We start from the raw sequence: 22,440 nt of genomic DNA, 5'->3' as shown, positions 1-22,440 counted from the left end.
AAATCGTAACATTTTAACATCATGGATATTATAACGCTACGATTTAGGATTTTTATAATTTTTGTTAATTGTTCTTAAAGTATTGTAAAAGATTTAACGTAGAACTATCATGTTTGCTAACACTATCCGAAGTTATATCCTTAAGAATTGTGGAGGCAAGTTGCTTACCAAGCTCTACACCCCACTGATCATAACTAAAAATGTTCCAAATCACTCCTTGAACAAATATTTTATGCTCATACATGGCCACTAACGCACCTAGAGATTGTGGTGTTAGTTTGTGTATTAGAATAGAGTTTGTCGGTTTATTTCCTTCAAAAACTTTAAATGGAACTAAGGCATCTATCTCTTGGCTAGACAATTTACCACCCTGGAGCTCACTTCGAACTTCCTGAGCTGTTTTACCAGTCATTAGTGCCTCAGTTTGCGCAAAATAATTGGCCATCAACTTATTGTGGTGGTCTTGATCGGCGTGAAGGGACTCTACATATCCAATAAAATCTGTTGGAATAAGCTTAGTTCCCTGATGGATCAACTGGAAAAATGCGTGTTGCGAATTAGTTCCAGGTTCACCCCAAATGATTGTTCCAGTTTGATAACTTACTGGATTTCCATTTCTGTCTACACTTTTCCCGTTACTCTCCATGGTACCTTGTTGCAAATAGGCCGCTAAACGGTGAAGGTATTGACTATAGGGAATGAGCGCTTCGCTCTCTGCTCCATAAAAATTGTTATACCAAACACTTAAAAGAGCAAGGGTTACAGGGATATTTTTCTCAAAAGGAGTCTCTCTAAAATGGGTATCCATAGCTAGGGCACCGTCTAATAATTTTTCAAAATTGTCATAACCTACCGCTAAAGCGATGGAGAGTCCAACGGCGCTCCATAAGGAGAAACGGCCTCCCACCCAGTCTTCCATAGGAAAGACATTTTCAGGAGCAATTCCAAATTCATCGATCTTCTCAAGATTCGTAGAAACGGCTACAAAATGGGTAGCTACATCCTTTTGCGATGCTGAATTTAAAAACCATTTCTTAATGGTTAATGCGTTAGTCAATGTTTCCTGGGTCGTAAATGACTTGGAAACGATTATAAACAACGTGGTCTCAGGATTAAGACCTTTCAAAGTTTCATGTACATGATCGCCATCCACATTACTTACAAAATGTACTTTAAGATGGTTTTTATAGTACTGTAATGCCTCAGTAACCATAACAGGCCCAAGATCAGATCCGCCAATTCCAATATTTACAATATCAGTAATTGATTTACCTGTGTAACCTTTGTGTTGCCCAGATATGATAGAATCGGTAAATGATTTTATTTTCTCACGAACCTGGTATACCTCAGGTATTACATTTTCTCCGTCTACTCTAACATCATCAGATTTCCCTGTTCGCAAAGCGGTATGTAAAACAGCTCTACCTTCAGTTTCATTTATTAAATCACCACCAAAGTATTTCTCAATCGCATCTTTTAGATCCGATTCTTCCGCTAATTTTTGTAGTAATTCAAAGGCTTTTTCATCAATGCGATTTTTAGAAAAATCGACTAGAAAATCATTCCACTTCAGGGTAAACTTATTAGCTCTCTCTGGGTCCTTCTCAAAGAGCTCTTTAATTTGACTATCTTTAAAACTATTAAAGTATTCCTGTAATTCTTTCCAGGCGGTGGTATTAGTTGGATTTTTTGCTGCTAATGGCATTATCTTGATTTAATTCGGTTATAAATTCTTCTTCATCTGCTTTTGGATCTGCAAACATGATTGCATCCAATTGTTGTTTGATTGGGTGGATGTAATCCAGATATTTTACTTTTAAACTATCCGAGATAGGCTCTGCTTGTGGCAAATCCTGTCTAAATGGATCCACTTGTTTACCATTTTTCCAAAATCTATAGCAAACATGGGGTCCACTGGTATTTCCTGTCATACCAACCCAACCTATGACATCTCCTTGTTTGACGTAGTCTCCTACATTAACCTTACGCTTTTGCATATGCAAATATTGGGTAGAGTAAGTACTATTGTGCTTGACTTTGACATAATTTCCATTTCCTCCTCTGCGCTCAGAGGCGATAACGGTTCCATTAGCTGTCGATAAAATAGGCGTTCCTACTGGAGCCGCAAAATCAGTCCCCTTATGTGGACGTATGCGATTTCCATAATAGGCAATTCTACGCTTTAAATTATAACGCGATGAAATGCGGCTAAACTGTACAGGTGCTTTTAAGAATGCTCGTCTTAAGTTGTCGGCCGTCTCATCAAAATAATCAACGATATGCTTTGTGGAATCTGTCTCAAAACGAAACGCATAAAAAGGTTCTCCCTTGTGTTCAAAATAGGCAGCCTTTATCTGGTCAACCCCAGCGTATATACTATCGTCAATATATTTCTCTGTATAAATAACTTTAAAACGGTCTCCTTTTTGAATTCTAAAGAAATCTACCGTCCATGCATAAATATCACTCATCTTATAAGCAACAATGGTACTTAAACCTTGTTCCTGGAGCGTAAGATATAACGATCCATCAATAACCCCTGTCGCCTCACGCTCTACTAGGGTAACATCCTTCTTTCCTTTTTTAACAATGGTCGTATCCGCAAAATCAACTACCACGTAATCGATTTTATTGGGCTGATAGATAAAACACTTTGGAAGTTGAACAGAATCACCTTCTACCATTAACAAAGTATATGGTTTTCCAACTTGAAGTTTTGTGATATCAAAAGAGTCCTTTGCTCCTTCTACAATATTGTAAATTTGTGGGTAATCTAAGTTATTGCGCTGTAATATCTCACCAAAGCTATCGCCGGCTTTAATGGTGTCCCTTACCACAGTGTAGTTGTTGAGATTATATCCAAATTCTAGAAGCTCAACTGGTTCGACCTTCTCTTCCACGACTGCACTTATTTGTGCGTCCTCATCTATTGTTTTAGTTTCATTTTTACACGAGATCAGTGTAAAGACCGTCAACATAAAAAGGCCTACTAAATTTTTTGACATTTATTTCTTCGTTTGAGGGTTAAACATATGCTCCACCCACTGCTTTCCCCAGTCGGCTATTTCTTCTTGGCTCCAAAGTTCAGGAAAAAAGATGATTTTCTGAAAACTTGGTGGCAAAAACTCTTTCCAATTGGTTCCTCCAGTGGAATCTATAGTGAGTTCATTCTTACTTAAGTGTTTATACGCAACACCCATATGCATTAAATTCCAATTCACATTGGCATTTACATCCAATTGTCGCATAACATCTACAAGGAGCTCATTTTGTTTTACTTCTAGAGGTAGTTTTAAGAATTTATCATAAATAGTTCCTCCATGAACTTCCTTTGCAATTCTCATAAAACGCGGCGTATAGCGATATTCAAATTGTCGTAAGGTTAAGGTTTTCTCTCCAGTACTGTGATCTATGGCTCCTTTTTTCCAATAAATATTCTCGTATAGTTCTTCCAACGAAGAATTTACAGAAAAATTGTCCTTCATCGAAGGAGCTAGTAAGTTATATAAAGGAGTGGCATATAATTCGATCATCCTAAATTGCGCCGATTGGAATCCACTAGCAGGCAATAGGGTCATTCTATATTTTAAAAACTGTCCGCGATCCAGTCCGTTAATCATCACCCTAAAGGAATTAATCATGATTTTATAATAGCTGTTGATTCGCTCAATCTTCTGAATTAAAAAGTCAGCATTATGCTGCTTGTCATCAATGATTTGTTTTTGCTCATGAATAATAAGTTTGAAATACAATTCAGTGATTTGGTGATAAGAAATAAAAATGGTCTCATCTGGAAAATGCGTTCTTGTAATCTGTAAACTCAGCAGAGTATCCAAATGTATATAATCCCAATAAGTCAGGTATTTAGCGTGCAACAAGCCGTCGAGATAAGAACTCAAGTCTTGTCCAGAATTTTTATATTTTTCTTCTAATTGATCAACCTGTTTCTCAATGTCTGTACTTATAGCCATGAACTAATCCATATGAATTTTAAACTGATGTTTTAACCCTTTAAATGCATCCAAATCTGCCTTAATTGACCCTACTAAGATATCTGCCTTTACCCGTATGGGGATTTTATTAGCATCATCTGAGACCCATAGGGTAAGACTTTCCTCTTCTTCAAAGATCCTACCTGATTGGACATAAGGCCTGAATTTAAGACACTTTACTTTTCCAAACTTTGTTCTGATGGTTTCTCTTCCAAGAAACTTTAGTTTAAATTTATAGACCCCATCATCATCAAAAAGCATATTAGAAACATGCTCATCTCCAACCTTTAAGGTATCGACATCCCAATTTTCTCTCAAATAATAAAATGCAGATAGCAGATCTTGAATATCATCTTGAATTTTAAAGGTTTGCTTACTATCGCGCTTATGGTCAATTAAAGTTGCCTTATTATTATCGTAATCAAAGTTAATCTCAACGTCTTTGGTATGACCTCCTTCATCAATTTTTCGGATAAATTTATAGGGTTGCCCAGTCCTTTTGTCGAAATAACTTTCGTAATTATCATCTACCTTAAAAAACACACTAGCTAGTCCAGTAGTTCTCCCATGCCCAATGACGTGAAAAACCTCCTTCCCATTAAGGATTTCATCTCTTACTTCAAGGGTAGCATAACTGGCATTAAACCAGCCATAATGGATCCTAAACTTGAACCATTCACCGCCCTGAAAAGCGCTGGCCGTTTCATAGTCAGTGCTTTGGCTAGCGAATGCAGAAAGCCAAAACACAATTAGGGCTAATAAAAACTTCCTCATAGTTTTAATTATTACCGTAAAAATAACAAAATCAATTACATTACGAGTTACTTTACTAGAAATATCAATTACTATTCCAAAAAAGTTAAATTAGTCCCATAGCAAAAAACTCGGCCGAAGCCGAGTTTTTTTCATTAACCAACCAAAACTTTAAATTATGAAAACTTTACTTAAAGTCTGCAATGGGCACCACCCCATTTGCGAGCGCAAAGTTAATACATAAGTTAGCTTATACAAGCACATTAATTAAGTTTAACTTTTTTAACACTAAGAATTCAATTTGTTTCGTTTCTATTTACCGAATTATCAATAATAAAGCTTGTTTATAATGTACCTCGCAACTTTTGTTCCCTTTCGATTGCTTCAAAAAGGGCTTTAAAATTTCCTTTTCCAAAAGATTTCGCACCTTTTCTCTGAATTATTTCAAAAAACATAGTTGGCCGATCTAAAACAGGCTTGGTAAAAAGCTGTAATAGGTATCCTTCGTCATCCCGATCAATGAGGATTCCTAATTCTTTTAAGGGTTCTAAATCTTCATCAATCTGCCCCACTCTATCCAAAACTGTATCGTAATAAGTTGAGGGGACCTTTAAAAATTCCACTCCTCGTTGTTGAAGCTTTTTAACCGTTTCAATAATATTATCAGTAGCCAAAGCCACATGTTGTACCCCAGCTCCGTTGTAAAATTCTATATACTCTTCAATCTGAGATTTCTTCTTCCCTTCTGCAGGTTCGTTAATAGGGAATTTTATCCGACCATTCCCATTACTCATCACCTTACTCATTAAGGCCGTATAATCTGTTGAGATATCTTTGTCATCAAAAGAAACTAATTGTGCAAACCCCATTACATGAGCGTAAAATTCACACCATTTCCCCATTTCATTCCATCCGACATTTCCAACCATATGATCAATGTATTTCAGGCCCGTACCTTCAGGCTGATAGGCTGGATTCCAAGGTTTAAATCCAGGCATAAAAGCGCCGTGATAATTTTTTCGCTCTACAAATACATGTACCGTTTCTCCGTAGGTATGAATTCCTGAGAGGACCACTTCTCCATTCTCATCCTCAATACTCTTAGGCTCCATATAACTTCGCGCGCCTCTTTTTACAGTTTCCTGATAGCTCTTTCTAGCATCATCAACCCAAAGTGCTACCACTTTGACTCCATCCCCATGTTTATCGATATGTCGATTAATTGGTCCACCCTCCTTTAAGGGGGATGTTAAAACCAATCGTATTTTATCTTGGACAAGCACATAAGAAGCGCTCTGCTTATTTCCAGTCTCTAATCCAGAGAATGCTAAGGGCTGAAAACCCCAAGCTGCTTGATAATATAAGGCAGACTGTTTAGCGTTGCCCACATATAATTCTATATAGTCAGTTCCAAGAAGTGGCAAAAAGTCAGCAGCCTCTTCTATTTCCTTTTTTAATTTTAAAGACGTTGAATCAGTTGACATTTCAATTAAGTTTAAATGGTTAAAAAATATTCCAATCGCTAATCACTACAGAACCTCATTACCACATCGCTCTAAGATGCTCCCCTATTGCTTGATCAAAATTCACCACCATTATTCCAACCATGATTTGTGATAGGTCCCATCGGAGATTTCTATCGCTTGTTCTGTTACACGTAGCGGCGCAAAGGTATCTACCATTACGGCCAATTCTTGGGTTTCTTTTACTCCAATACTGCGTTCAACTGCCCCAGGGTGAGGCCCATGCGGTATCCCAGCTGGGTGTAAAGAAATATAACCTTTCTCAATATGATTTCTACTCATAAAATCACCATCCACATAATACAAAACCTCATCAGAGTCTATATTGCTATGATTGTAAGGTGCAGGTACGGATTCTGGATGGTAATCATATAATCTAGGAACAAAACTGCACACCACAAAAGCATCCGTTTCGAAAGTCTGATGAACAGGAGGCGGTTGATGAATCCTCCCTGTAATAGGCTCAAAGTCATGAATACTCAATGCATAGGGGAAATTATAACCATCATAGCCTACTACATCGAAGGGATGTGTTGCATAGACCACATCAAATAAGGATTGCTCTTTTTTAATTTTTATGGTAAAATCACCTTTTTGATCATAGTGCTCTAATTCATAAGGTCTACGTATATCTCTTTCGCAATATGGAGAGTGCTCTAGTAATTGACCAAACCAATTTCGATAGCGCTTCGGAGTATATATAGGACGATTGGACTCCACGATAAACAACCTATTTTCTTGCGTTTCAAAGTCTATCTTATAGATAACACCTCTGGGAATAACCAAGTAATCTCCGTAACCAAAATCAAGGTTACCCAACTGTGTTCTTAACTTCCCTTTACCCTTATGAATGAAAATTAATTCATCGGCATCGGCATTCTTATAAAAGTAATCTTCTGTAGATTTTTTTGGAGCTGCTAATTCAATTGTACAGTTAGCGTTGGTAAGTATAGGCGTCCTACTTTTGAGATAATCATCTTCAGACTTTATCTTAAATCCGTGAAAACAATAGGATTTAATATTATTTTTAACAGCAATCTTTGGCGCTACATCAACTGGAGCACCAATTGTTATAACCTGTGTTGGCCGGTGGATATGGTATAAAACTGAAGACATACCCTCAAATCCAACAGTTCCAAAAAGCTGCTCATAATATAAATTACCATCTTGCTTTCTAAAGGCAGTATGACGCTTATGTGGTATTTCCCCTAATTTATGATAAAAAGGCATAACGCAAACGTTTGAATTATTACAAATGTCGTAATAATTTACCAAGATTACATCAAAAATTATCTTAAAACCAATATCCGACGCTAAATGTTAAGAATTTTTCATTCATCTCTGGAGACCAGTTAAACTTGGCTTGTATAGGGCCGATAATTGATTCATAGCCATAACCCACCGAATACCCCGTATAGTCTGGAAGAGTGAACCATTCACCTGACTCGAATATATCATTACCTGCATTGGCAAAGTTGGCCGTCACATTTATGTGATTATTTTTAAAAAACTCCCAATCTGCATTAAAAGTTGCTTTCACATAACCGTTCCCACCAAAGCTCATATAATCATACCCAAGAAATGATGTAAAGTTATTGATAAAGTCATTTCCCCATCCCCCTAGGATAAACCTTAGAGATTCCACTTCCGAATTTCCCAAATGAAACCCTCCTTCTGTAAACAGATCGAAAGATAAGTTATGGGTAATAGGTGTAGCAAAACCCATTTTTGCTTTTGCTATAGAAAAGGGTGAAAAGTCTCCTTTATAACCACTCTCCATAACAATCCAATGAAAATCACCCTCGAAAAGAAAACCATGGGTTGGAAAGTATTTATCATCAAGGCTATCAAATCGCACATAACCATAGGTGCTAAAGAAATTTCCTCTTTCTAATTCGATCTCATCTCCGCCTTCTTCGGCTACGGTTTTAGAATCAATTTCTATAAGTTTGTGCTCCAATCCAACACCTAAGGTAAACTCTTCCTTCCATACAGTTTGCATATATATTTGGTTGGTCAGATCGAGCATCTCAATATCCAAACGATTGATATCAGGATACAAAAGTTCCAAATCTTCATTCATCATCCTAAAATTCACGTCTTTATCGAAAGTATTAAGCCTTGACTTTATTCCGTAACTCCAATAAAACCCCTTGTCAAGGTAATAATGAAAATTATAACGAATGTTATCTCCTAATATGAAGTCAAAATAGGCGACATCATCATCAAAAAGTAAATGTTTCCGCGTGAGATTTATCAGTCCTGCAGTTTTGTACAGTCCATCGTAATGTAGACCAAACTTTAACAGCATGTCATTTTTGGTTTCCACTACAGGAACCACCATTTCATACCCCTTATCCATAGGATGAAATTCATAGCGTACACTTCTAAAGTTATCGGTCGCTGCCAAATTACTCATTCCTGTCCCGATTTCTTCAAAGGTGGTGTACTGCTCGGTGGTATACCTAAGCTTTCCTTTTAAGTAGGCTCTGGTGTATTTATCATTTCCTTCGAAGACCAATTTGTTTATAAGGAAACTATCTTTGACTCTTTCCGGTCTTCTTGGCTTTGGTTTTAAAATCTGTAATTCAGCAATACTATCTAGGGTGCTTAGCTGATCGACTGCGGCCTGATAACCACTTTGCATAATTTCAACTCCTTTACCAAAGGATAATATGTCAAAAGCAGTAATGTCTGGCTTGATATGTACATCGGTTTTTTTCAACTTCTCAGGCATGGCGTTGATGGTGTTGTAATAATTGATTTGCACCAAGACATCCGCAGCGGATTTTAACTTATCTCTTTCAAGTAACGAATCCTGTACGTCCACACCAATGATAATATCAGCTCCCATTTCAATAACCTCATCGACTGGGTAATTATTCACCACTCCTCCGTCCACTAGAAGTCTGTCTTGATAAGGAACTGGCTCAAAAAACGAAGGGATTGCTGCACTTGCCGCCACAGCTTTTGGAAGATATCCTTGATCAATTTTAATAGGATCTCCCGTCTCTACATCAGTAGCCATGCAGAAGAAAGGTATAGGCAGTTTATTAAAATCATTTATCCCTTCGACATTAAAAAACAATTTTGTCAAAAGGTTGTAAAGATTTTGTCCTTTTGAGAGCGAAGTAGGAAGGGATACTTTAAAATCATTGAAAGGTAAGGCTCCTATGTAGGTTTCATAATTGCGCTTTTCGTAAAATGACATGGAACTTCGCGGAATGTGATCCTGTAAGAGGATATCAAAATTGGTAACCCTAAAAATAGAATCTAATTGCTTGGCAGAATAACCAGCAGCATATAAAGACCCTACAATGGCTCCCATACTTGTTCCTCCTATATAATCCACACGAATTCCTGCTTCCTCGATCGCCTTTAATGCACCAATATGAGCAAGCCCTTTTGCGCCCCCTCCACTTAAAACCAATCCAACCTTAGGGTCATCGGGATTGTGCTTTTGCCCAAAGCTGGAAAACATACAGATCAAGCTTAAAAACATGATAAGGAATATATTTTTTCGGATACTCATAGGTTCTATGTTTTTTGTAATGCTTTATATATGATTTCAGCCTTTGCTGCTCCTACCTGTTCACTAATTTCTTTTTTGGTGGCCTCTTTTATTCGTTTGACGGATTTAAACTTTTTTAACAGCTGGGTGGCTGTCTTTTCTCCTATTCCTTTTATTTGCAAAAGTTCAGAACTTATCGCTGACTTACTTCTTTTTTGACGATGAAATGTAATACCAAATCTATGGGCTTCATTTCTAAGTTGCTGAATAATTTTAAGTGTTTCAGATTTCTTGTCTAGGTATAGGGGAATAGAATCGCCTGGATAATATATTTCTTCCAGACGTTTTGCAATTCCAATAATAGCAATTTTATTCCTAAGTCCCAAGCGATCTAAACTTTTTAAAGCAGAGGACAACTGTCCTTTACCTCCATCAATAACAATCAATTGAGGCAATGGATCTGCCTGATCAATAAGTCGTTTATAACGTCTATGTACCACCTCTTCCATAGAGGCAAAATCATCTGGGCCTTCTACAGTTTTAATATTAAAATGTCGATAATCTTTTTTACTTGGTTTTCCATCTTTAAACACAACACAAGCAGCCACAGGATTGGTTCCTTGAATATTTGAATTATCAAAACACTCGATATGTCGTGGCTCCACATTTAGGCGAAGGTCTTTCTTCATTTGCGCCATAATCCTATTCACGTGGCGATCAGGATCGGTAATTTTTAATTGTTTAAAACGTTCTTGGCGATATAACTTCGCATTGCGCTCTGAGAGTTCCAAAATCCGTTTCTTATCTCCTAATTTGGGTACGCTCACCTTAACATCTTTCACCACATCGACCTGAAAAGGAACAAGAATTTCTTTTGACAAAGAATTGAATCGCGACCGCAATTCGGTAATAGCGAGTTCTAATAGCTCTCGATCACTTTCCTCGAGCTTCTTTTTCATCTCAATGGTATGTGCCCTGATAATGGATCCAAAGGATATTTGTAAAAAATTAACATAACCGTATTCCTGGTCACTTACTACAGAAAAAACATCCACGTTGTTGATTTTAGGGTTTACAACGGTAGATTTGGATTGATAATTTTCTAGAATTTCTATTTTTTCTTTAAACTCCTGAGCTTCTTCAAACTTCATCTCTATGGCTAAGGAATTCATTTTGTCTTTAAACCGGTAGATCGAATCTTTAAAATTTCCTTTTAGGATTTCTCTAACTGCCGTAATCTGATCTTGATACTCCTTGTGACTCTGATACCCTTCACAAGGCCCCAGACAATTTCCAAGGTGGTATTCCAAGCATACCTTATAGCGACCTTGATCAATCTTTTCTTTGGAAAGATCATAAGAACAGGTGCGAATTTTATAGAGGTCCTTAATGAGATCGAGTAAAGTACGGACTGTCCTCATACTAGTATATGGCCCAAAATATTCGGAGCCGTCTTTAATGAGGTTTCGAGTTGTAAATATCCTTGGAAAACGCTCGTTTTTAATGCAAATCCAAGGATAGGTCTTATCATCTTTTAAAAGTACATTATACCGAGGCTGATATTTTTTAATCAGATTATTTTCAAGTAATAGCGCATCGGTCTCCGTGGGAACAACAATATGATCAATACGGTGAATCTTTTTTACTAATACTCTAGTCTTACCATTATCATGGTGTTGACGAAAATAAGAGGAAACCCTTTTTTTTAAATTTTTAGCCTTTCCAACGTATATGATTTTACCATCCTTATCTAAAAACTGGTAAATCCCAGGGTTGTCAGGTAGAGTCTGAAGTTGTATATCAATAGGCGCTTTGGTCATCAACTCTGAGTTTTCAACACAAAGATACTTCAATAATCAATTAAATTAAATGGATTGGTGGAATTCTTAAAATCAGCATTCTTCTAAACACCACCAAAGACCTATGCGAGTTGAACCCACTTAAAAGGAAGTATGTCTAAAGCCGTCTTTACAGCTAGTCACCGATACGGAAAACAACAATATCACGGTCATAAGATGGATTGTAACTTAAAATTTTTGTATCATTGCATAGCCAGTTAATGGAGATCAAAAGCTCGTAAAGGACATACGGGCGAAAGGATTATTGCAATTGCGGTTGTATTTGAATTAAAGTACAACCTCTAAAACAACAGGATCTGGCGGGAAATGTTAAGATAAAATCTTACTAATTGTCCACTATTAAAGTACCCCTAACTTAATACAAATGAATCATAAAATTGACCTAGCCTGTATTATTGATGATGACAAGCTTTACGTAAAAATGTTATCCCGTTTATTGGATATCAAAAAGTTATGTAAGGAGTTTTTGGTCTTTGAAAATGGCAGTGAAGCATTTACTTATTTCAAAGATATATTCGACCAACCTGAAAAAGAAAAAATCCCACAAGTTATATTACTGGACTTAAACATGCCAGTGATGGACGGATGGCAATTTCTAGAAGAGTTTGTGAAGATAAAATCAAAGATGGAGCGTCCGATAACTCTATATGTAGTCAGCTCATCAATTAACCCAGATGACATTCAGCGCGCAAAGGAATTCGAAGAGGTTTCGGATTATTGGGTAAAACCAATTTCACTTGGTGAGCTTGAAGAGATGTTTGAAAAAGTATAAAATGCGCAAAGCAGAACTTCGTAAATTATACAAAGGTAAACGAGCACAGCTCACCCAGGATCAAATAGAGCAATACAGCATCGATATTTCGAACCACGCATTAAAGCTTAACAAGCTCTGGGATTACCAGAATTATCATATTTTTTTAAGTATTCAAAGCCAAAAGGAGGTTAATACTGATTTTCTCTTGAGCGTTTTACAGGGTAAGGATAAAAATGTCTTGCTTTCTAAAAGTGATTTCAAATTAGGAACTCTTACGCATTACCTGCTTACTGATAGTACAGTAATTAAACTGAACGCCTATGGAATTCCAGAACCTCAGCAAGGCATACAAATTCCTGCCAATCAAGTAGAGGTTGTATTCATCCCACTATTGGTCTATGATAAAAAGGGAAATCGCATCGGTTATGGCAAAGGGTTTTACGATAGATTTTTAGCACAATGTAAGCCAGAGACCCTTAAGGTAGGTTTGTCCTTTTTCCCAGCAGAAGATCAAATATCAGATGTTAATCCACATGATATTCCGCTAGACTATTGTATCACCCCACAAGGTGTCTTAAAATTTTAGTAATATCTTCTATTCTTCTGAAGGGAAGGCCTTTTTATTAAATACAAGTAAAATCCCTACACCAGTGCTAATGGCCGTATCAGCAATGTTGAATACCGGCTCAAAGAACCTAAGTGACTTTCCTCCTAACCAAGGCACCCATTCTGGCCAAAATGTGTCAATAAGTGGAAAGTATAACATATCCACTACTCTCCCGTGAAACAAGCTGCTGTATGGGTTATCACTGAACAGTGTTGCAACCTGTCCATAGCTCTCATCAAAAATAAGTCCATAAAATACCGAATCAATGATATTACCTAATGCACCAGCAAAAATTAATGCCTGAGCCCAAATCAAGGTTTTTGTCCCCCCATTTTTAATGGAAGAATAAAGCCAATAACCAATTCCACATATGGCTATTAAACGAAATATGGTAAGAGAAAGCTTTCCAGCCTCATCGGAAACAAATGGAATAATGTCACTAATTTTAGTTCCCCAAGCAGCACCTTCATTTTCTATAAAAAGAATTTTAAACCAGCTGAAAACCTCTACAAACTCCCCCAAAACGAAATTAGTTTTGATATAAACCTTGGAAATCTGGTCTATTAGTAAAACCAGAACGATAATTATTGATGCTTTTCTTAACGACATGCTTTTTGGAAACTATATTTAAAAGTTGATAAAAATAAGGATATTATTCTTAATTCAACCTTAATTATTTACCACTCTTTTAATTGGGCTAAAAACGACAGTGGATTAGTGATGAGGCTTCATAATAGACGTCATTCTAATTGTTTTGTTGTCGCTTACTGAAAAGGGATTGAAATAAGAAAAACGCCTTGATGAGAAGCGTTTTTCTTATTTTATCCTGAAGTTAATATTTTCTTTATCCACCTATTGCATATTCTTTGCTTCAATACTCAGTGTAGCGTGTGGCACTAATTTAAGACGCTCTTTATTGATCAACTTACCTGTTACTCTACAAATACCATAAGTCTTGTTTTCAATACGAACTAAGGCATTTTTAAGATCCCGAATGAATTTTTCCTGTCTTAATGCCAACTGGGTGTTCGCCTCTCTACTCATCGTTTCAGAACCTTCTTCGAAGGCTTTAAATGTAGGAGAGGTATCATCAGTACCATTATTTCCGTCATTCTTGTAAGCACTTTTCAGAAGTTCCAAATCCTGATAAGCCTTTTCTATCTTAGCTTCAATAAGCGCTTTAAATTCTGCTAAATCTTTATCAGAGTATCTTTCTTTTACATCTGTTTCCATCTTACTTGTGTTTTTGAATAATTAACTTGGTATTCACCTGATCAAAGGCAATTTCTGCACCTTCTTCTAGATGATCTTCAAAATACAGTTGTGCTGTCAGTGTTTCTGTTTTAATGTACATTATGTTGTCCTCTACAGCCTTTTCCACAAAACCGTCCTTTTGGAGCTTTACATCTATTTTATCTGTTACATCAAAGCCTGAATCTTTACGTAAATTTTGAATTCTGTTCACTAATTCTCTAGCTACACCTTCGTTACGCAATTCTTCGGTAATAGTAACATCTAAAGCTACAGTTATCGCACCTGAACTGGCTACTAACCAACCCTCAATGTCTTGTGATGAAATTTCAACCTCATCAATTCCTAAAGTTACATCTTTTCCGTTAATAACCATATTAATTTCACCAAGGCGCTCCATTTTCTGGATATCAGCTTGGCCTAATTTAGCTATCTCACTAGAAATCAACTTCATATCCTTGCCAAAGCGTGGGCCTAACACCTTAAAATTAGGCTTTATTTGTTTGATTAGTATCCCTGATGCATCATCGATTAAGCTAATTTCTTTAACGTTCACTTCTGATTTAATCAGGTCTTCAACTCCCTTAATTTCATCACGTTGATTCTGGTCAAGCACTGGAATCATTACCTTTTGCAAGGGTTGACGTACTTTTATCATTTCCTTTTTTCGCAAGGATAATACCAGTGATGAGATCACTTGAGCTTTCTCCATTTTGCTTTCTAAGGATTTATCAACAAAGTTGTCGACAAAAACTGGGAAATCAGCCAAATGCACACTTTCAGCTGTTTCTTTAGATGTAACCGACATTAAATCCTTATACAATTGATCCATATAAAATGGCGCAATCGGCGCTGAAAGCTTTGCCACAGTCACTAAACAATTGTATAACGTCTGATAAGCACTTATCTTGTCCTGTCCGTACTCCCCTTTCCAGAATCGCCTTCTACTAAGGCGAACATACCAGTTACTCAAGTTCTCTTGAACAAAGTCGGAAATAGCTCTAGCAGCCCGTGTAGGTTCATAATCTTCATAAGCCTGATCCACGGTTTGGATCAAGGAATTTAATTCAGAAAGGATCCAACGATCTATTTCAGGACGATCTTCTATTGCTATATCCGCTTCTTTATAGCTGAATTTATCAATATTGGCATATAAGCTAAAGAACGAATAAGTATTGTATAACGTACCGAAAAACTTCCGTCTAACCTCGGCAACACCTTCAGAATTAAATTTCAAATTATCCCAAGGGTTCGCATTGGAAATCATATACCAACGTGTTGCATCTGGACCAAACTCCTCTAATGTTTTAAACGGATCCACGGCATTTCCTAATCGCTTAGACATCTTCACACCGTTCTTATCTAAAACAAGTCCGTTAGACACTACATTTTTATAAGCTACCGAGTCAAATACCATGGTTCCAATAGCGTGAAGGGTGTAAAACCATCCTCGTGTTTGATCCACCCCTTCCGCGATATAATCCGCTGGGTAAGCCTCACCGCTATCGATCTTTTCTTTATTTTCAAAAGGATAGTGCCACTGTGCATATGGCATGGAACCTGAATCAAACCATACATCGACCAAATCCGATTCTCTATGCATAGGCTCCCCTGTTGAGGAAACCAATACGATTTTATCAACCACATTTTTATGTAAGTCCACCTTTTCATAGTTGTCCTCACTCATATCACCAACTACAAATTCTTCGAATATATCAGCCGCCATTACTCCCGCTTTTACAGCTTTGGCCATTTCGGCTTTTAATTCCTCAAGTGATCCTATGATTACCTCTTGTTTGCCATCCTCGGTTCGCCAAATTGGTAGAGGAATCCCCCAAAACCTAGATCGAGATAAGTTCCAATCATTGGCATTTTGCAACCAATTTCCAAACCTTCCTTCTCCTGTAGCTTTCGGCTTCCAATTAATTTCTTTATTCAATTCATACATGCGATCTTTTATCTGGGTCACTTTGATAAACCACGAATCTAACGGATAGTACAACACTGGTTTATCTGTACGCCAGCAATGTGGGTAGCTATGCACATATTTTTCAACCTTAAAGGCTTTATTTTCTTCTTTTAATTTTATGGCGATTTCAACATCCACAGAGCGATCTGGGACCTCTAAGGAGTCATAGTACTCATTCTTTACATACTTCCCTCCGATTTCTTCAAGTTCAGCTCTAAATCTACCTTGTAGATCAACAAGCGGAACAGGGTTGTCATTTTCATCTAAAACCAACATCGGTGGAACCTCAGGAGTAGCCTCTTTGGCTACCTTAGCATCATCTGCACCAAATGTAGGAGCCGTATGTACTATACCAGTACCATCCTCGGTGGTTACAAAATCTCCAGCAATAATTCTAAAGGCATTTTCAGGATTCTGATAAGGCAATGCGTAATTCAATAATTGCTCATAAGTTGCACCAACTAAATCAGCACCTTTACCCTGTGCAACAAGCAAATAAGGAATCTTTTTATCATTTTCTTTGTAACTCTCTAAAGCTTCCTGGTCATCGACCTGTACAAACTTGCCACTAAATAGTTTGCCTAATAGAGGCTTCGCTAATACCACATTGATAGGCTCAAAGGTATATTGATTGTATGTCTTAACAAGAACATAATCAATCTTTGCACCAACGGTCAGCGCCGTATTAGAAGGCAGGGTCCAAGGCGTCGTCGTCCAAGCTAAAAAATGTACCGTTCCATGACCTTTTAAAAAGTCAGGCAAACTTTCCTGATTCGCTTTAAATTGAGCCACTACAGTTGTATCGGTTACATCCTGATAGGTACCAGGTTGGTTAAGTTCGTGAGAACTCAGACCTGTTCCAGCCTTAGGTGAATATGGCTGAATGGTATATCCCTTGTACATTAGACCCTTGTCGTAGATTTGTTTCAACAACCACCACACACTCTCCATATATTTGGATTTGTAGGTGATATAAGGCTCATTGGTATCTACCCAATAACCGATCTTTTTGGTCATATCATTCCAAATATCAGTATAGCGCATTACCGCCGTTTTACAGGCTTTGTTATAATCCTCTACCGATATCTTTGTTCCAATATCCTCTTTTGTTATACCGAGTTCCTTTTCTACCCCTAATTCTATAGGTAGCCCATGTGTGTCCCAACCAGCTTTACGTTCGACTTGATATCCCTTTTGTGTTTTGTACCGACAAAAAATATCTTTGATCGCACGAGCCATGACATGATGAATCCCAGGCAAACCATTGGCAGAAGGTGGTCCTTCATAAAAAACAAATGGTTTGTTGTCATCTCTACTACTGATGCTTTTTTCAAAAATATTTTGTTTTTCCCAAAACTTTAAAATTTCTTCTGCAGTCTCAGGTAAATTCAGTCCATTATATTCTCTAAACTTCATTATAAAAGGGTTAGATTGTCAATAACACCATGCGGATTATCGGCATAACATTAATATTCATTCTCAATCGCAAATCACTTAAAACAGTGTTGTATTTACGGTATTAAAGTTGGCAAAATTACTAAATTCCAATTAATTGAGAGCGATTTGAAAGTCCAAGTTTTGATTATATTTCAAAGCCCATCATTATTGAGTTGATAAGTGATTAGCCGGACTTGAATTAAAACTTAAATTTCAACTGAACGGATAGGGATTTTTTAGTTTGTACAGGTATTTCTGGTGCATCAGTATTTAGATTCCCCAATGATATTCCTAAAAGCCGAACAGAGTTATGAAGTTTTTCTTGATAAAGCAACTCGGTGGCAGTATCTAAAATCAAACTCTTATCTGAGATATAGAAATCCAACGTCTTACTTCTAGTCTGAAGGCTAAAGTCACTGTACTTAATTTTAAGGGTGATGGTCTTTCCCGCCACCTTATTTTTTCGAAGTCGTTGCTCGAGTTCGACACTTAGGTGTTCAAGTCGCTCGAGCATAAAGACCTCGCTACTAAGATTTTCAGTAAATGTGCGCTCGGCACCTACAGATTTTGGAACCCTGTCTGGTTTCACAGGGCTATTGTGAATCCCGCGTACTACATTATAGTACAGACTACCACTTTTCCCAAAATGTTCATTTAAAAATTCGATGGGTTTTTTCTTTAAATCTAAACCTGTGAAGATACCGAGCTGATACATTTTCTGAGCAGTAACCTTTCCAACACCGTAAAATTTACGAATATCCAGAGCTTCTAAAAATGGAATAACCTCATCAGGTTCTACTGTTTTTTGACCATTGGGTTTGTTGTAATCACTGGCAATTTTAGCCACAAACTTATTGATTGAAATTCCTGCGGAACACCTCAGCCCAGTTTGTTGAAAAATGCGCTCTCTTATTTGTGAAGCAATCAAGGTAGCAGATGGGTTTCCTTTTTTGTTTTCAGTAACATCCAAGTATGCCTCATCCAAAGAGAGTGGCTCGACAAGATCTGTATACTCCAAAAAGATCGCTCGTATCTTCATGGAAATTTCGCGATACCGATCAAATCTTGGGGGAACAAAAATAAGTTCTGGACACAGGCGTTTAGCCAAAACCCCACTCATGGCAGAACGAACACCGAAGGCGCGCGCCTGATAACTTGCTGCTGAGACAACTCCTCTAACTTCATTCCCTCCAACTGCTAGTGCTTTTCCTCTGAGCTCAGGGAAATCCAATTGCTCCACAGATGCATAAAATGCATCCATATCAACATGAATAATTTTCCTTATAGGCAATGGGCTTTCCATGCCCAAATTTAAGACATATTCACGCTAGAAAAAATAACAATATCAATCGACAATCGGCTTATGTGTACTAACGGCAATTCTATTCCAAGTGTTAATTGTAATAATAGCCATAATAATTTGAGCAATCTGGTTCTCATTAAAAACCTTCAGGGCTTTTTGATATGTTTCACTTCGCAATCCATGCTGATGAATCAAGGTAATTTCTTCGGTCATCTCAATGACCACCTTTTCCTGATCAGTGTAAAAATCCAACGCCTCTCTCCAGGCGCTTAAAAGAAAAATACGCCTTTGGGTTTCTCCATTTGCCAATGCCTCTTTTGTATGCATATTGATACAGAACGCACAGTTGTTAATTTGTGAGCTTCTGATTTTAATAAGCTGTTTTAGAGTTAAAGAAATATCTGTATTTGAAAGGTACTCTTCCAATCCTATCAGGGCCTTATAAGCCTTTGGCTCCAAATTGTGAATGCTAATACGTTTTTCCATTGTTTTATATTTTTCTAATTTAAAGCAAAGATCAAAAACAAGGATGACAATAATCTTAAACTGGTTTAAGAACGGTTTTTACTACGTATTTCGCTTAAGTATTCTGGCGTAAATCCTAAAAAAGAGGCTAACAAATATTGCGGGATCCGCTGAACAAACTCAGGATAATGTGCCTCAAAATGAAAGTACAATTCTTCCCTTGTAAACTCATACAAATACCGTATCCTCCTCTCCGATGCTGCATAGGACCTTTGGTATACCATTCTAAAATACCGTTCCATTATAGGATGCTTTTTTAAAAGCGCTTCTCTTTGATCGTGATTGATGTGTAGTATAGTTGTCGGCTCCACAGCTTGAATAAAAAAAGTAGTTGGCAGCCTTCTTTCAAAAGCAAAAGTATCAGTCAACCACCACTGTTCCAAAGCAAATTCTGTAGTCTGTTCTATGCCATTTTCTTTCATAAAGAACTTTCTAAGACATCCTTGTTCTACAAAATACTGATCTGAACAATAATCACCTTCTTCCATGATGTTTTGCTTCTTTTTAATGATCCTTCGATTAAAATACTGCAATACTTCATCAAAGGTTTTACCATCAATGGTGATAAATTTCTCAAGGTTTTTTCTCAGAATAATGGACACTTCAAATTGTTTTATAATACTACTGCAAGGTAACTTATTCTACGAAAAAAAAGGAAAGCCATTTTCTAGCCTCCCTTTTTTTAAACAAACTTCAACTATTAGAAGCTTAGTTCTTTTGATTGAATAATGCATCTTTTAAAACAGAAGCAGCTTGTAATAGTGCCACTTTAGCCGCTGGCTCTTCGGCTAGTGGATTTAACAACCCAAAGTCGTGGATCATTCCATTATAGGTGGTAATTGTAGTAGGCACCCCTGCTTGATCTAATTTTCTACCGTATGCTAAACCTTCATCATATAGAATATCATTTTCAGCCAATTGAACAAGTGCTGGTGGCAGATCTCTTAACTGGGTCAGACTTGCCTGGAATGGAGAGGCATAAATTTCTTTACGATCACTAGCCTCAGGTAAGTAATTATCCCACATCCATTTCATCATGGAGGTTGTCAAAAAACGTTCCTTTGCGTATAATGTATATGAGGGTCTAGTAAAATTCGCATCCGTTACTGGCCAAAGCAATATTTGCTGCCTTATTTGGGGTCCATTTTCATCTTTAGCTAATAAGGCAACCACAGCGGCCATATTTCCTCCTACACTGTTGCCTACAACAGCTAGTCTTTTACCATCTACACCGATTTCATTTCCATAAGCTGCCACCCATGCGGTTGCAGCATAGGCCTGGTGAATTGCTACAGGATAACGAGCCTCTGGAGAAGGCGTGTAATCAGGAAAAACTGCAACAGCACCACTAGATACCACAAGGTCTCTGACCAATCTTCTATGAGTTGGGTAGTCTCCTAAAATCCATCCTCCCCCATGAAAGAACATAAAAACTGGAAGGTTTTCTTTCGCCCCTTTAGGTTTCACAATATGAATGGTAAGGGTTTGGCCTTTATGAGTGATCTCTCTCTGGGATTCTTCGATCCCAGAATAATCAACTTCTACTGACTTTTGTGCACTGACCAGCACTCCTCTAGCCTTCTCTGGTGACAATGTTTCTAAAGGCGCCCCACCACTGGTATTTAAGGCGGCTAAAAATTCCTTGGTTCCTTTACTTATTTGGGGATCTAATTGTCCTTTAAAAGGACGTGGTTCGACTTGTTGTGACATGACGTTGGTGTTTATAGTTAATACTAGTACTGTGATTAAAACCTTTGCGGTATTATATAACGTTTTCATAGTTTTTTTATTTAAATGATTGATAATTAATTTTTTAAATGAGCATTAAGAACAATTTCAAAGTTGAATGCCCCGCTAACAGGACAGGTAGCCTCTGCTTCTTTGGCCATTTTTTGAAAAGTGGCCTCGTCTATTCCAGCAACAGAGGCTTCTAGATTTAATTCAGATAAGGTAATTTTGCCTTCAAGCAAGGTAATAGTTGAACTAGTTCGAAGCTCTGTAACCTCATAACCAGCTTGGGTAAGATCCAAACTTAGTTTCATGGTGAAACAACCTGCATGAGCTGCAGCTAAGAGTTCTTCTGGATTGGTTCCTATACCATCCTCAAAACGACTTTTGAAAGAATATTGTGTTTGATTAAGAACAGTACTGGCTGTAGTTAAATGTCCGTTTCCTTCTTTAATACTTCCGTTCCAAACGGCTTGTGCTTTACGTTTCATATCTATTATGTTTTTAATTAAACTATCATTTGATTTTGATAGTACAAAGATATGTCAGCGGTAAGCCTGTAAAAATGGATATAATCCTATTCTAATGGCACATTTTTCCCTTCGTTGTATTTTTTTCGAAAAACATTTGGAGAATCTCCTATTTTCCTGCTAAAAAGTCGATTAAAATAGGAAGGATCTTCATACCCTAGATCATAAGCGATTTCTTTAGCACTTAAACTGGTATGGATTAACATACGCTTTGCCTCTAGCAAAATGCGATCCTTGATTACTTCATTTGGTGAGGGAAGATCAAACCTTTTAAACTTATGGGTTAATGTTTTTGGGGCTACCCCTAATATATCAGCATAGTCACCTACTAAATGATTAGTTCGGTAATGGATCTCGACTAGACGGCTGAATTCCCTAAAAAATTCAATTTCGCGAGGCGATTCATTATCTAGATTCCCAAGATTTTGGTTTTTCCATAAACGAGTAGCCCTAATAATGATTTGTTTGAGATATATACGTAGCATTTCTTCTTGGGTTGAGGCTTCGATCTCAAATTCTTCTAGCATATGCAACAACACAGATTTTATAATTTTATCCTCCTTTAAATTCAAGGCTATCTCAGGCATTTGGAAAATATTGTTAAACAAAAGTCCATCGCAAGCGACTTCTTTATCATGAAACTGTATACAATAAAAATCACGATTGTAGTGAACTTACCCATCTACGCTAATGCGATA

At 37.3% G+C, this 22,440-nt stretch carries 19 protein-coding genes; 2 read left to right on the top strand and 17 right to left on the bottom strand.

The features are described from left to right. Positions 1–64: 64 nt before the first annotated feature. From pgi to uvrC, 8 genes are all read right to left on the bottom strand, one after another. The gene (gene pgi, locus I215_RS10355; RefSeq protein WP_008991910.1) at positions 65–1,705 is read right to left on the bottom strand and encodes a glucose-6-phosphate isomerase; all 1,641 of its coding nucleotides are present in this window, start codon (positions 1,703–1,705) and stop codon (positions 65–67) included. Continuing rightward, a complete protein-coding gene (locus I215_RS10350) occupies positions 1,677–3,005 on the bottom strand; it encodes a peptidoglycan DD-metalloendopeptidase family protein (protein ID WP_008991909.1) in 1,329 nt (442 codons plus the stop codon). The genes pgi and I215_RS10350 overlap by 29 nt, the downstream gene beginning before the upstream one ends. Beyond that, a complete protein-coding gene (locus tag I215_RS10345) occupies positions 3,006–3,971 on the bottom strand; it encodes a tryptophan 2,3-dioxygenase family protein (protein WP_008991908.1) in 966 nt (321 codons plus the stop codon). Positions 3,972–3,974: 3 nt separating this feature from the next. Further along, positions 3,975–4,766 (bottom strand): DUF3108 domain-containing protein, encoded by a 792-nt coding sequence (locus I215_RS10340; protein ID WP_008991907.1) that lies wholly within the window; start codon positions 4,764–4,766, stop codon positions 3,975–3,977. A gap of 323 nt (positions 4,767–5,089) precedes the next feature. Next, the gene (gene hppD / locus I215_RS10335; RefSeq protein WP_008991906.1) at positions 5,090–6,229 is read right to left on the bottom strand and encodes a 4-hydroxyphenylpyruvate dioxygenase; all 1,140 of its coding nucleotides are present in this window, start codon (positions 6,227–6,229) and stop codon (positions 5,090–5,092) included. Positions 6,230–6,340: 111 nt separating this feature from the next. Then, entirely contained in the window at positions 6,341–7,498 is a 1,158-nt protein-coding gene (locus I215_RS10330) for a homogentisate 1,2-dioxygenase (RefSeq protein WP_008991905.1), read from the bottom strand. A gap of 64 nt (positions 7,499–7,562) precedes the next feature. Then, positions 7,563–9,800 carry a patatin-like phospholipase family protein gene (locus I215_RS10325; RefSeq protein WP_156800258.1) on the bottom strand — a complete coding sequence of 746 codons (2,238 nt, stop codon included), beginning with the start codon at positions 9,798–9,800 and terminating at the stop codon, positions 7,563–7,565. Positions 9,801–9,805: 5 nt separating this feature from the next. Beyond that, on the bottom strand, positions 9,806–11,599 hold the full coding sequence (gene uvrC / locus I215_RS10320) for an excinuclease ABC subunit UvrC (RefSeq protein WP_008991903.1): 1,794 nt from the start codon (positions 11,597–11,599) through the stop codon (positions 9,806–9,808). A gap of 403 nt (positions 11,600–12,002) precedes the next feature. Between uvrC and I215_RS10315 the strand changes: the two genes are divergently transcribed. Further along, the gene (locus I215_RS10315) at positions 12,003–12,410 is read left to right on the top strand and encodes a response regulator (RefSeq protein WP_008991902.1); all 408 of its coding nucleotides are present in this window, start codon (positions 12,003–12,005) and stop codon (positions 12,408–12,410) included. Between the two features lies 1 nt (position 12,411). Further along, positions 12,412–12,978, top strand: a complete 567-nt coding sequence (locus I215_RS10310; RefSeq protein ID WP_008991901.1) for a 5-formyltetrahydrofolate cyclo-ligase — start codon at positions 12,412–12,414, stop codon at positions 12,976–12,978. A gap of 9 nt (positions 12,979–12,987) precedes the next feature. Here I215_RS10310 and I215_RS10305 read toward each other — a convergent pair whose 3' ends face one another. The 9 genes from I215_RS10305 to I215_RS10265 all read right to left on the bottom strand — a co-directional run bounded on the left by I215_RS10305 (position 12,988) and on the right by I215_RS10265 (position 22,329). After that, the gene (locus I215_RS10305) at positions 12,988–13,608 is read right to left on the bottom strand and encodes a lipoprotein signal peptidase (protein ID WP_008991900.1); all 621 of its coding nucleotides are present in this window, start codon (positions 13,606–13,608) and stop codon (positions 12,988–12,990) included. Positions 13,609–13,851: 243 nt separating this feature from the next. Then, positions 13,852–14,232: a TraR/DksA family transcriptional regulator gene (locus tag I215_RS10300; protein ID WP_008991899.1), complete on the bottom strand. Its 381-nt coding sequence runs from the start codon at positions 14,230–14,232 to the stop codon at positions 13,852–13,854. A gap of 1 nt (position 14,233) precedes the next feature. Next, positions 14,234–17,635 carry an isoleucine--tRNA ligase gene (gene ileS / locus I215_RS10295; protein ID WP_008991898.1) on the bottom strand — a complete coding sequence of 1,134 codons (3,402 nt, stop codon included), beginning with the start codon at positions 17,633–17,635 and terminating at the stop codon, positions 14,234–14,236. 220 nt (positions 17,636–17,855) lie between these two features. Further along, complete coding sequence (dinB, locus tag I215_RS10290) at positions 17,856–18,959, bottom strand: DNA polymerase IV (protein ID WP_008991897.1); 1,104 nt, start codon at positions 18,957–18,959, stop codon at positions 17,856–17,858. A gap of 42 nt (positions 18,960–19,001) precedes the next feature. Then, the gene (locus tag I215_RS10285) at positions 19,002–19,445 is read right to left on the bottom strand and encodes a carboxymuconolactone decarboxylase family protein (RefSeq protein ID WP_008991896.1); all 444 of its coding nucleotides are present in this window, start codon (positions 19,443–19,445) and stop codon (positions 19,002–19,004) included. Between the two features lie 65 nt (positions 19,446–19,510). Further along, on the bottom strand, positions 19,511–20,086 hold the full coding sequence (locus tag I215_RS10280; RefSeq protein ID WP_008991895.1) for a Crp/Fnr family transcriptional regulator: 576 nt from the start codon (positions 20,084–20,086) through the stop codon (positions 19,511–19,513). Between the two features lie 106 nt (positions 20,087–20,192). Then, on the bottom strand, positions 20,193–21,263 hold the full coding sequence (locus I215_RS10275) for an alpha/beta hydrolase (RefSeq protein WP_008991894.1): 1,071 nt from the start codon (positions 21,261–21,263) through the stop codon (positions 20,193–20,195). Between the two features lie 26 nt (positions 21,264–21,289). Continuing rightward, the gene (locus I215_RS10270) at positions 21,290–21,703 is read right to left on the bottom strand and encodes an OsmC family peroxiredoxin (protein ID WP_008991893.1); all 414 of its coding nucleotides are present in this window, start codon (positions 21,701–21,703) and stop codon (positions 21,290–21,292) included. An 86-nt stretch (positions 21,704–21,789) separates the two neighbouring features. Next, entirely contained in the window at positions 21,790–22,329 is a 540-nt protein-coding gene (locus I215_RS10265) for a helix-turn-helix domain-containing protein (RefSeq protein ID WP_008991892.1), read from the bottom strand. Positions 22,330–22,440 lie beyond the last annotated feature (111 nt).

Origin of the sequence: Galbibacter marinus (assembly GCF_000300875.1) — a bacterium.
GTDB classification, from domain to species: domain Bacteria; phylum Bacteroidota; class Bacteroidia; order Flavobacteriales; family Flavobacteriaceae; genus Galbibacter; species Galbibacter marinus.
The sequence above is the reverse complement of the archived record's forward strand: the minus strand, read 5'-3'. Positions and strand labels throughout refer to the sequence as shown.

What these genes read in the sequence shown, in the direction of transcription:
- I215_RS10350 (WP_008991909.1), bottom strand. Translation starts at nt 3,005, where the DNA reads ATGTCAAAAAATTTAGTAGGCCTTTTTATGTTGACGGTCTTTACACTG.
- I215_RS10340 (WP_008991907.1), bottom strand. Translation starts at nt 4,766, where the DNA reads ATGAGGAAGTTTTTATTAGCCCTAATTGTGTTTTGGCTTTCTGCATTC.
- I215_RS10270 (WP_008991893.1), bottom strand. Translation starts at nt 21,703, where the DNA reads ATGAAACGTAAAGCACAAGCCGTTTGGAACGGAAGTATTAAAGAAGGA.
- I215_RS10265 (WP_008991892.1), bottom strand. Translation starts at nt 22,329, where the DNA reads ATGCCTGAGATAGCCTTGAATTTAAAGGAGGATAAAATTATAAAATCT.
- I215_RS10275 (WP_008991894.1), bottom strand. Translation starts at nt 21,263, where the DNA reads ATGAAAACGTTATATAATACCGCAAAGGTTTTAATCACAGTACTAGTA.
- pgi (WP_008991910.1), bottom strand. Translation starts at nt 1,705, where the DNA reads ATGCCATTAGCAGCAAAAAATCCAACTAATACCACCGCCTGGAAAGAA.
- I215_RS10285 (WP_008991896.1), bottom strand. Translation starts at nt 19,445, where the DNA reads ATGGAAAAACGTATTAGCATTCACAATTTGGAGCCAAAGGCTTATAAG.
- I215_RS10310 (WP_008991901.1), top strand. Translation starts at nt 12,412, where the DNA reads ATGCGCAAAGCAGAACTTCGTAAATTATACAAAGGTAAACGAGCACAG.
- I215_RS10330 (WP_008991905.1), bottom strand. Translation starts at nt 7,498, where the DNA reads ATGCCTTTTTATCATAAATTAGGGGAAATACCACATAAGCGTCATACT.
- hppD (WP_008991906.1), bottom strand. Translation starts at nt 6,229, where the DNA reads ATGTCAACTGATTCAACGTCTTTAAAATTAAAAAAGGAAATAGAAGAG.
- dinB (WP_008991897.1), bottom strand. Translation starts at nt 18,959, where the DNA reads ATGGAAAGCCCATTGCCTATAAGGAAAATTATTCATGTTGATATGGAT.
- uvrC (WP_008991903.1), bottom strand. Translation starts at nt 11,599, where the DNA reads ATGACCAAAGCGCCTATTGATATACAACTTCAGACTCTACCTGACAAC.
- ileS (WP_008991898.1), bottom strand. Translation starts at nt 17,635, where the DNA reads ATGAAGTTTAGAGAATATAATGGACTGAATTTACCTGAGACTGCAGAA.
- I215_RS10345 (WP_008991908.1), bottom strand. Translation starts at nt 3,971, where the DNA reads ATGGCTATAAGTACAGACATTGAGAAACAGGTTGATCAATTAGAAGAA.
- I215_RS10300 (WP_008991899.1), bottom strand. Translation starts at nt 14,232, where the DNA reads ATGGAAACAGATGTAAAAGAAAGATACTCTGATAAAGATTTAGCAGAA.
- I215_RS10305 (WP_008991900.1), bottom strand. Translation starts at nt 13,608, where the DNA reads ATGTCGTTAAGAAAAGCATCAATAATTATCGTTCTGGTTTTACTAATA.
- I215_RS10315 (WP_008991902.1), top strand. Translation starts at nt 12,003, where the DNA reads ATGAATCATAAAATTGACCTAGCCTGTATTATTGATGATGACAAGCTT.
- I215_RS10325 (WP_156800258.1), bottom strand. Translation starts at nt 9,800, where the DNA reads ATGAGTATCCGAAAAAATATATTCCTTATCATGTTTTTAAGCTTGATC.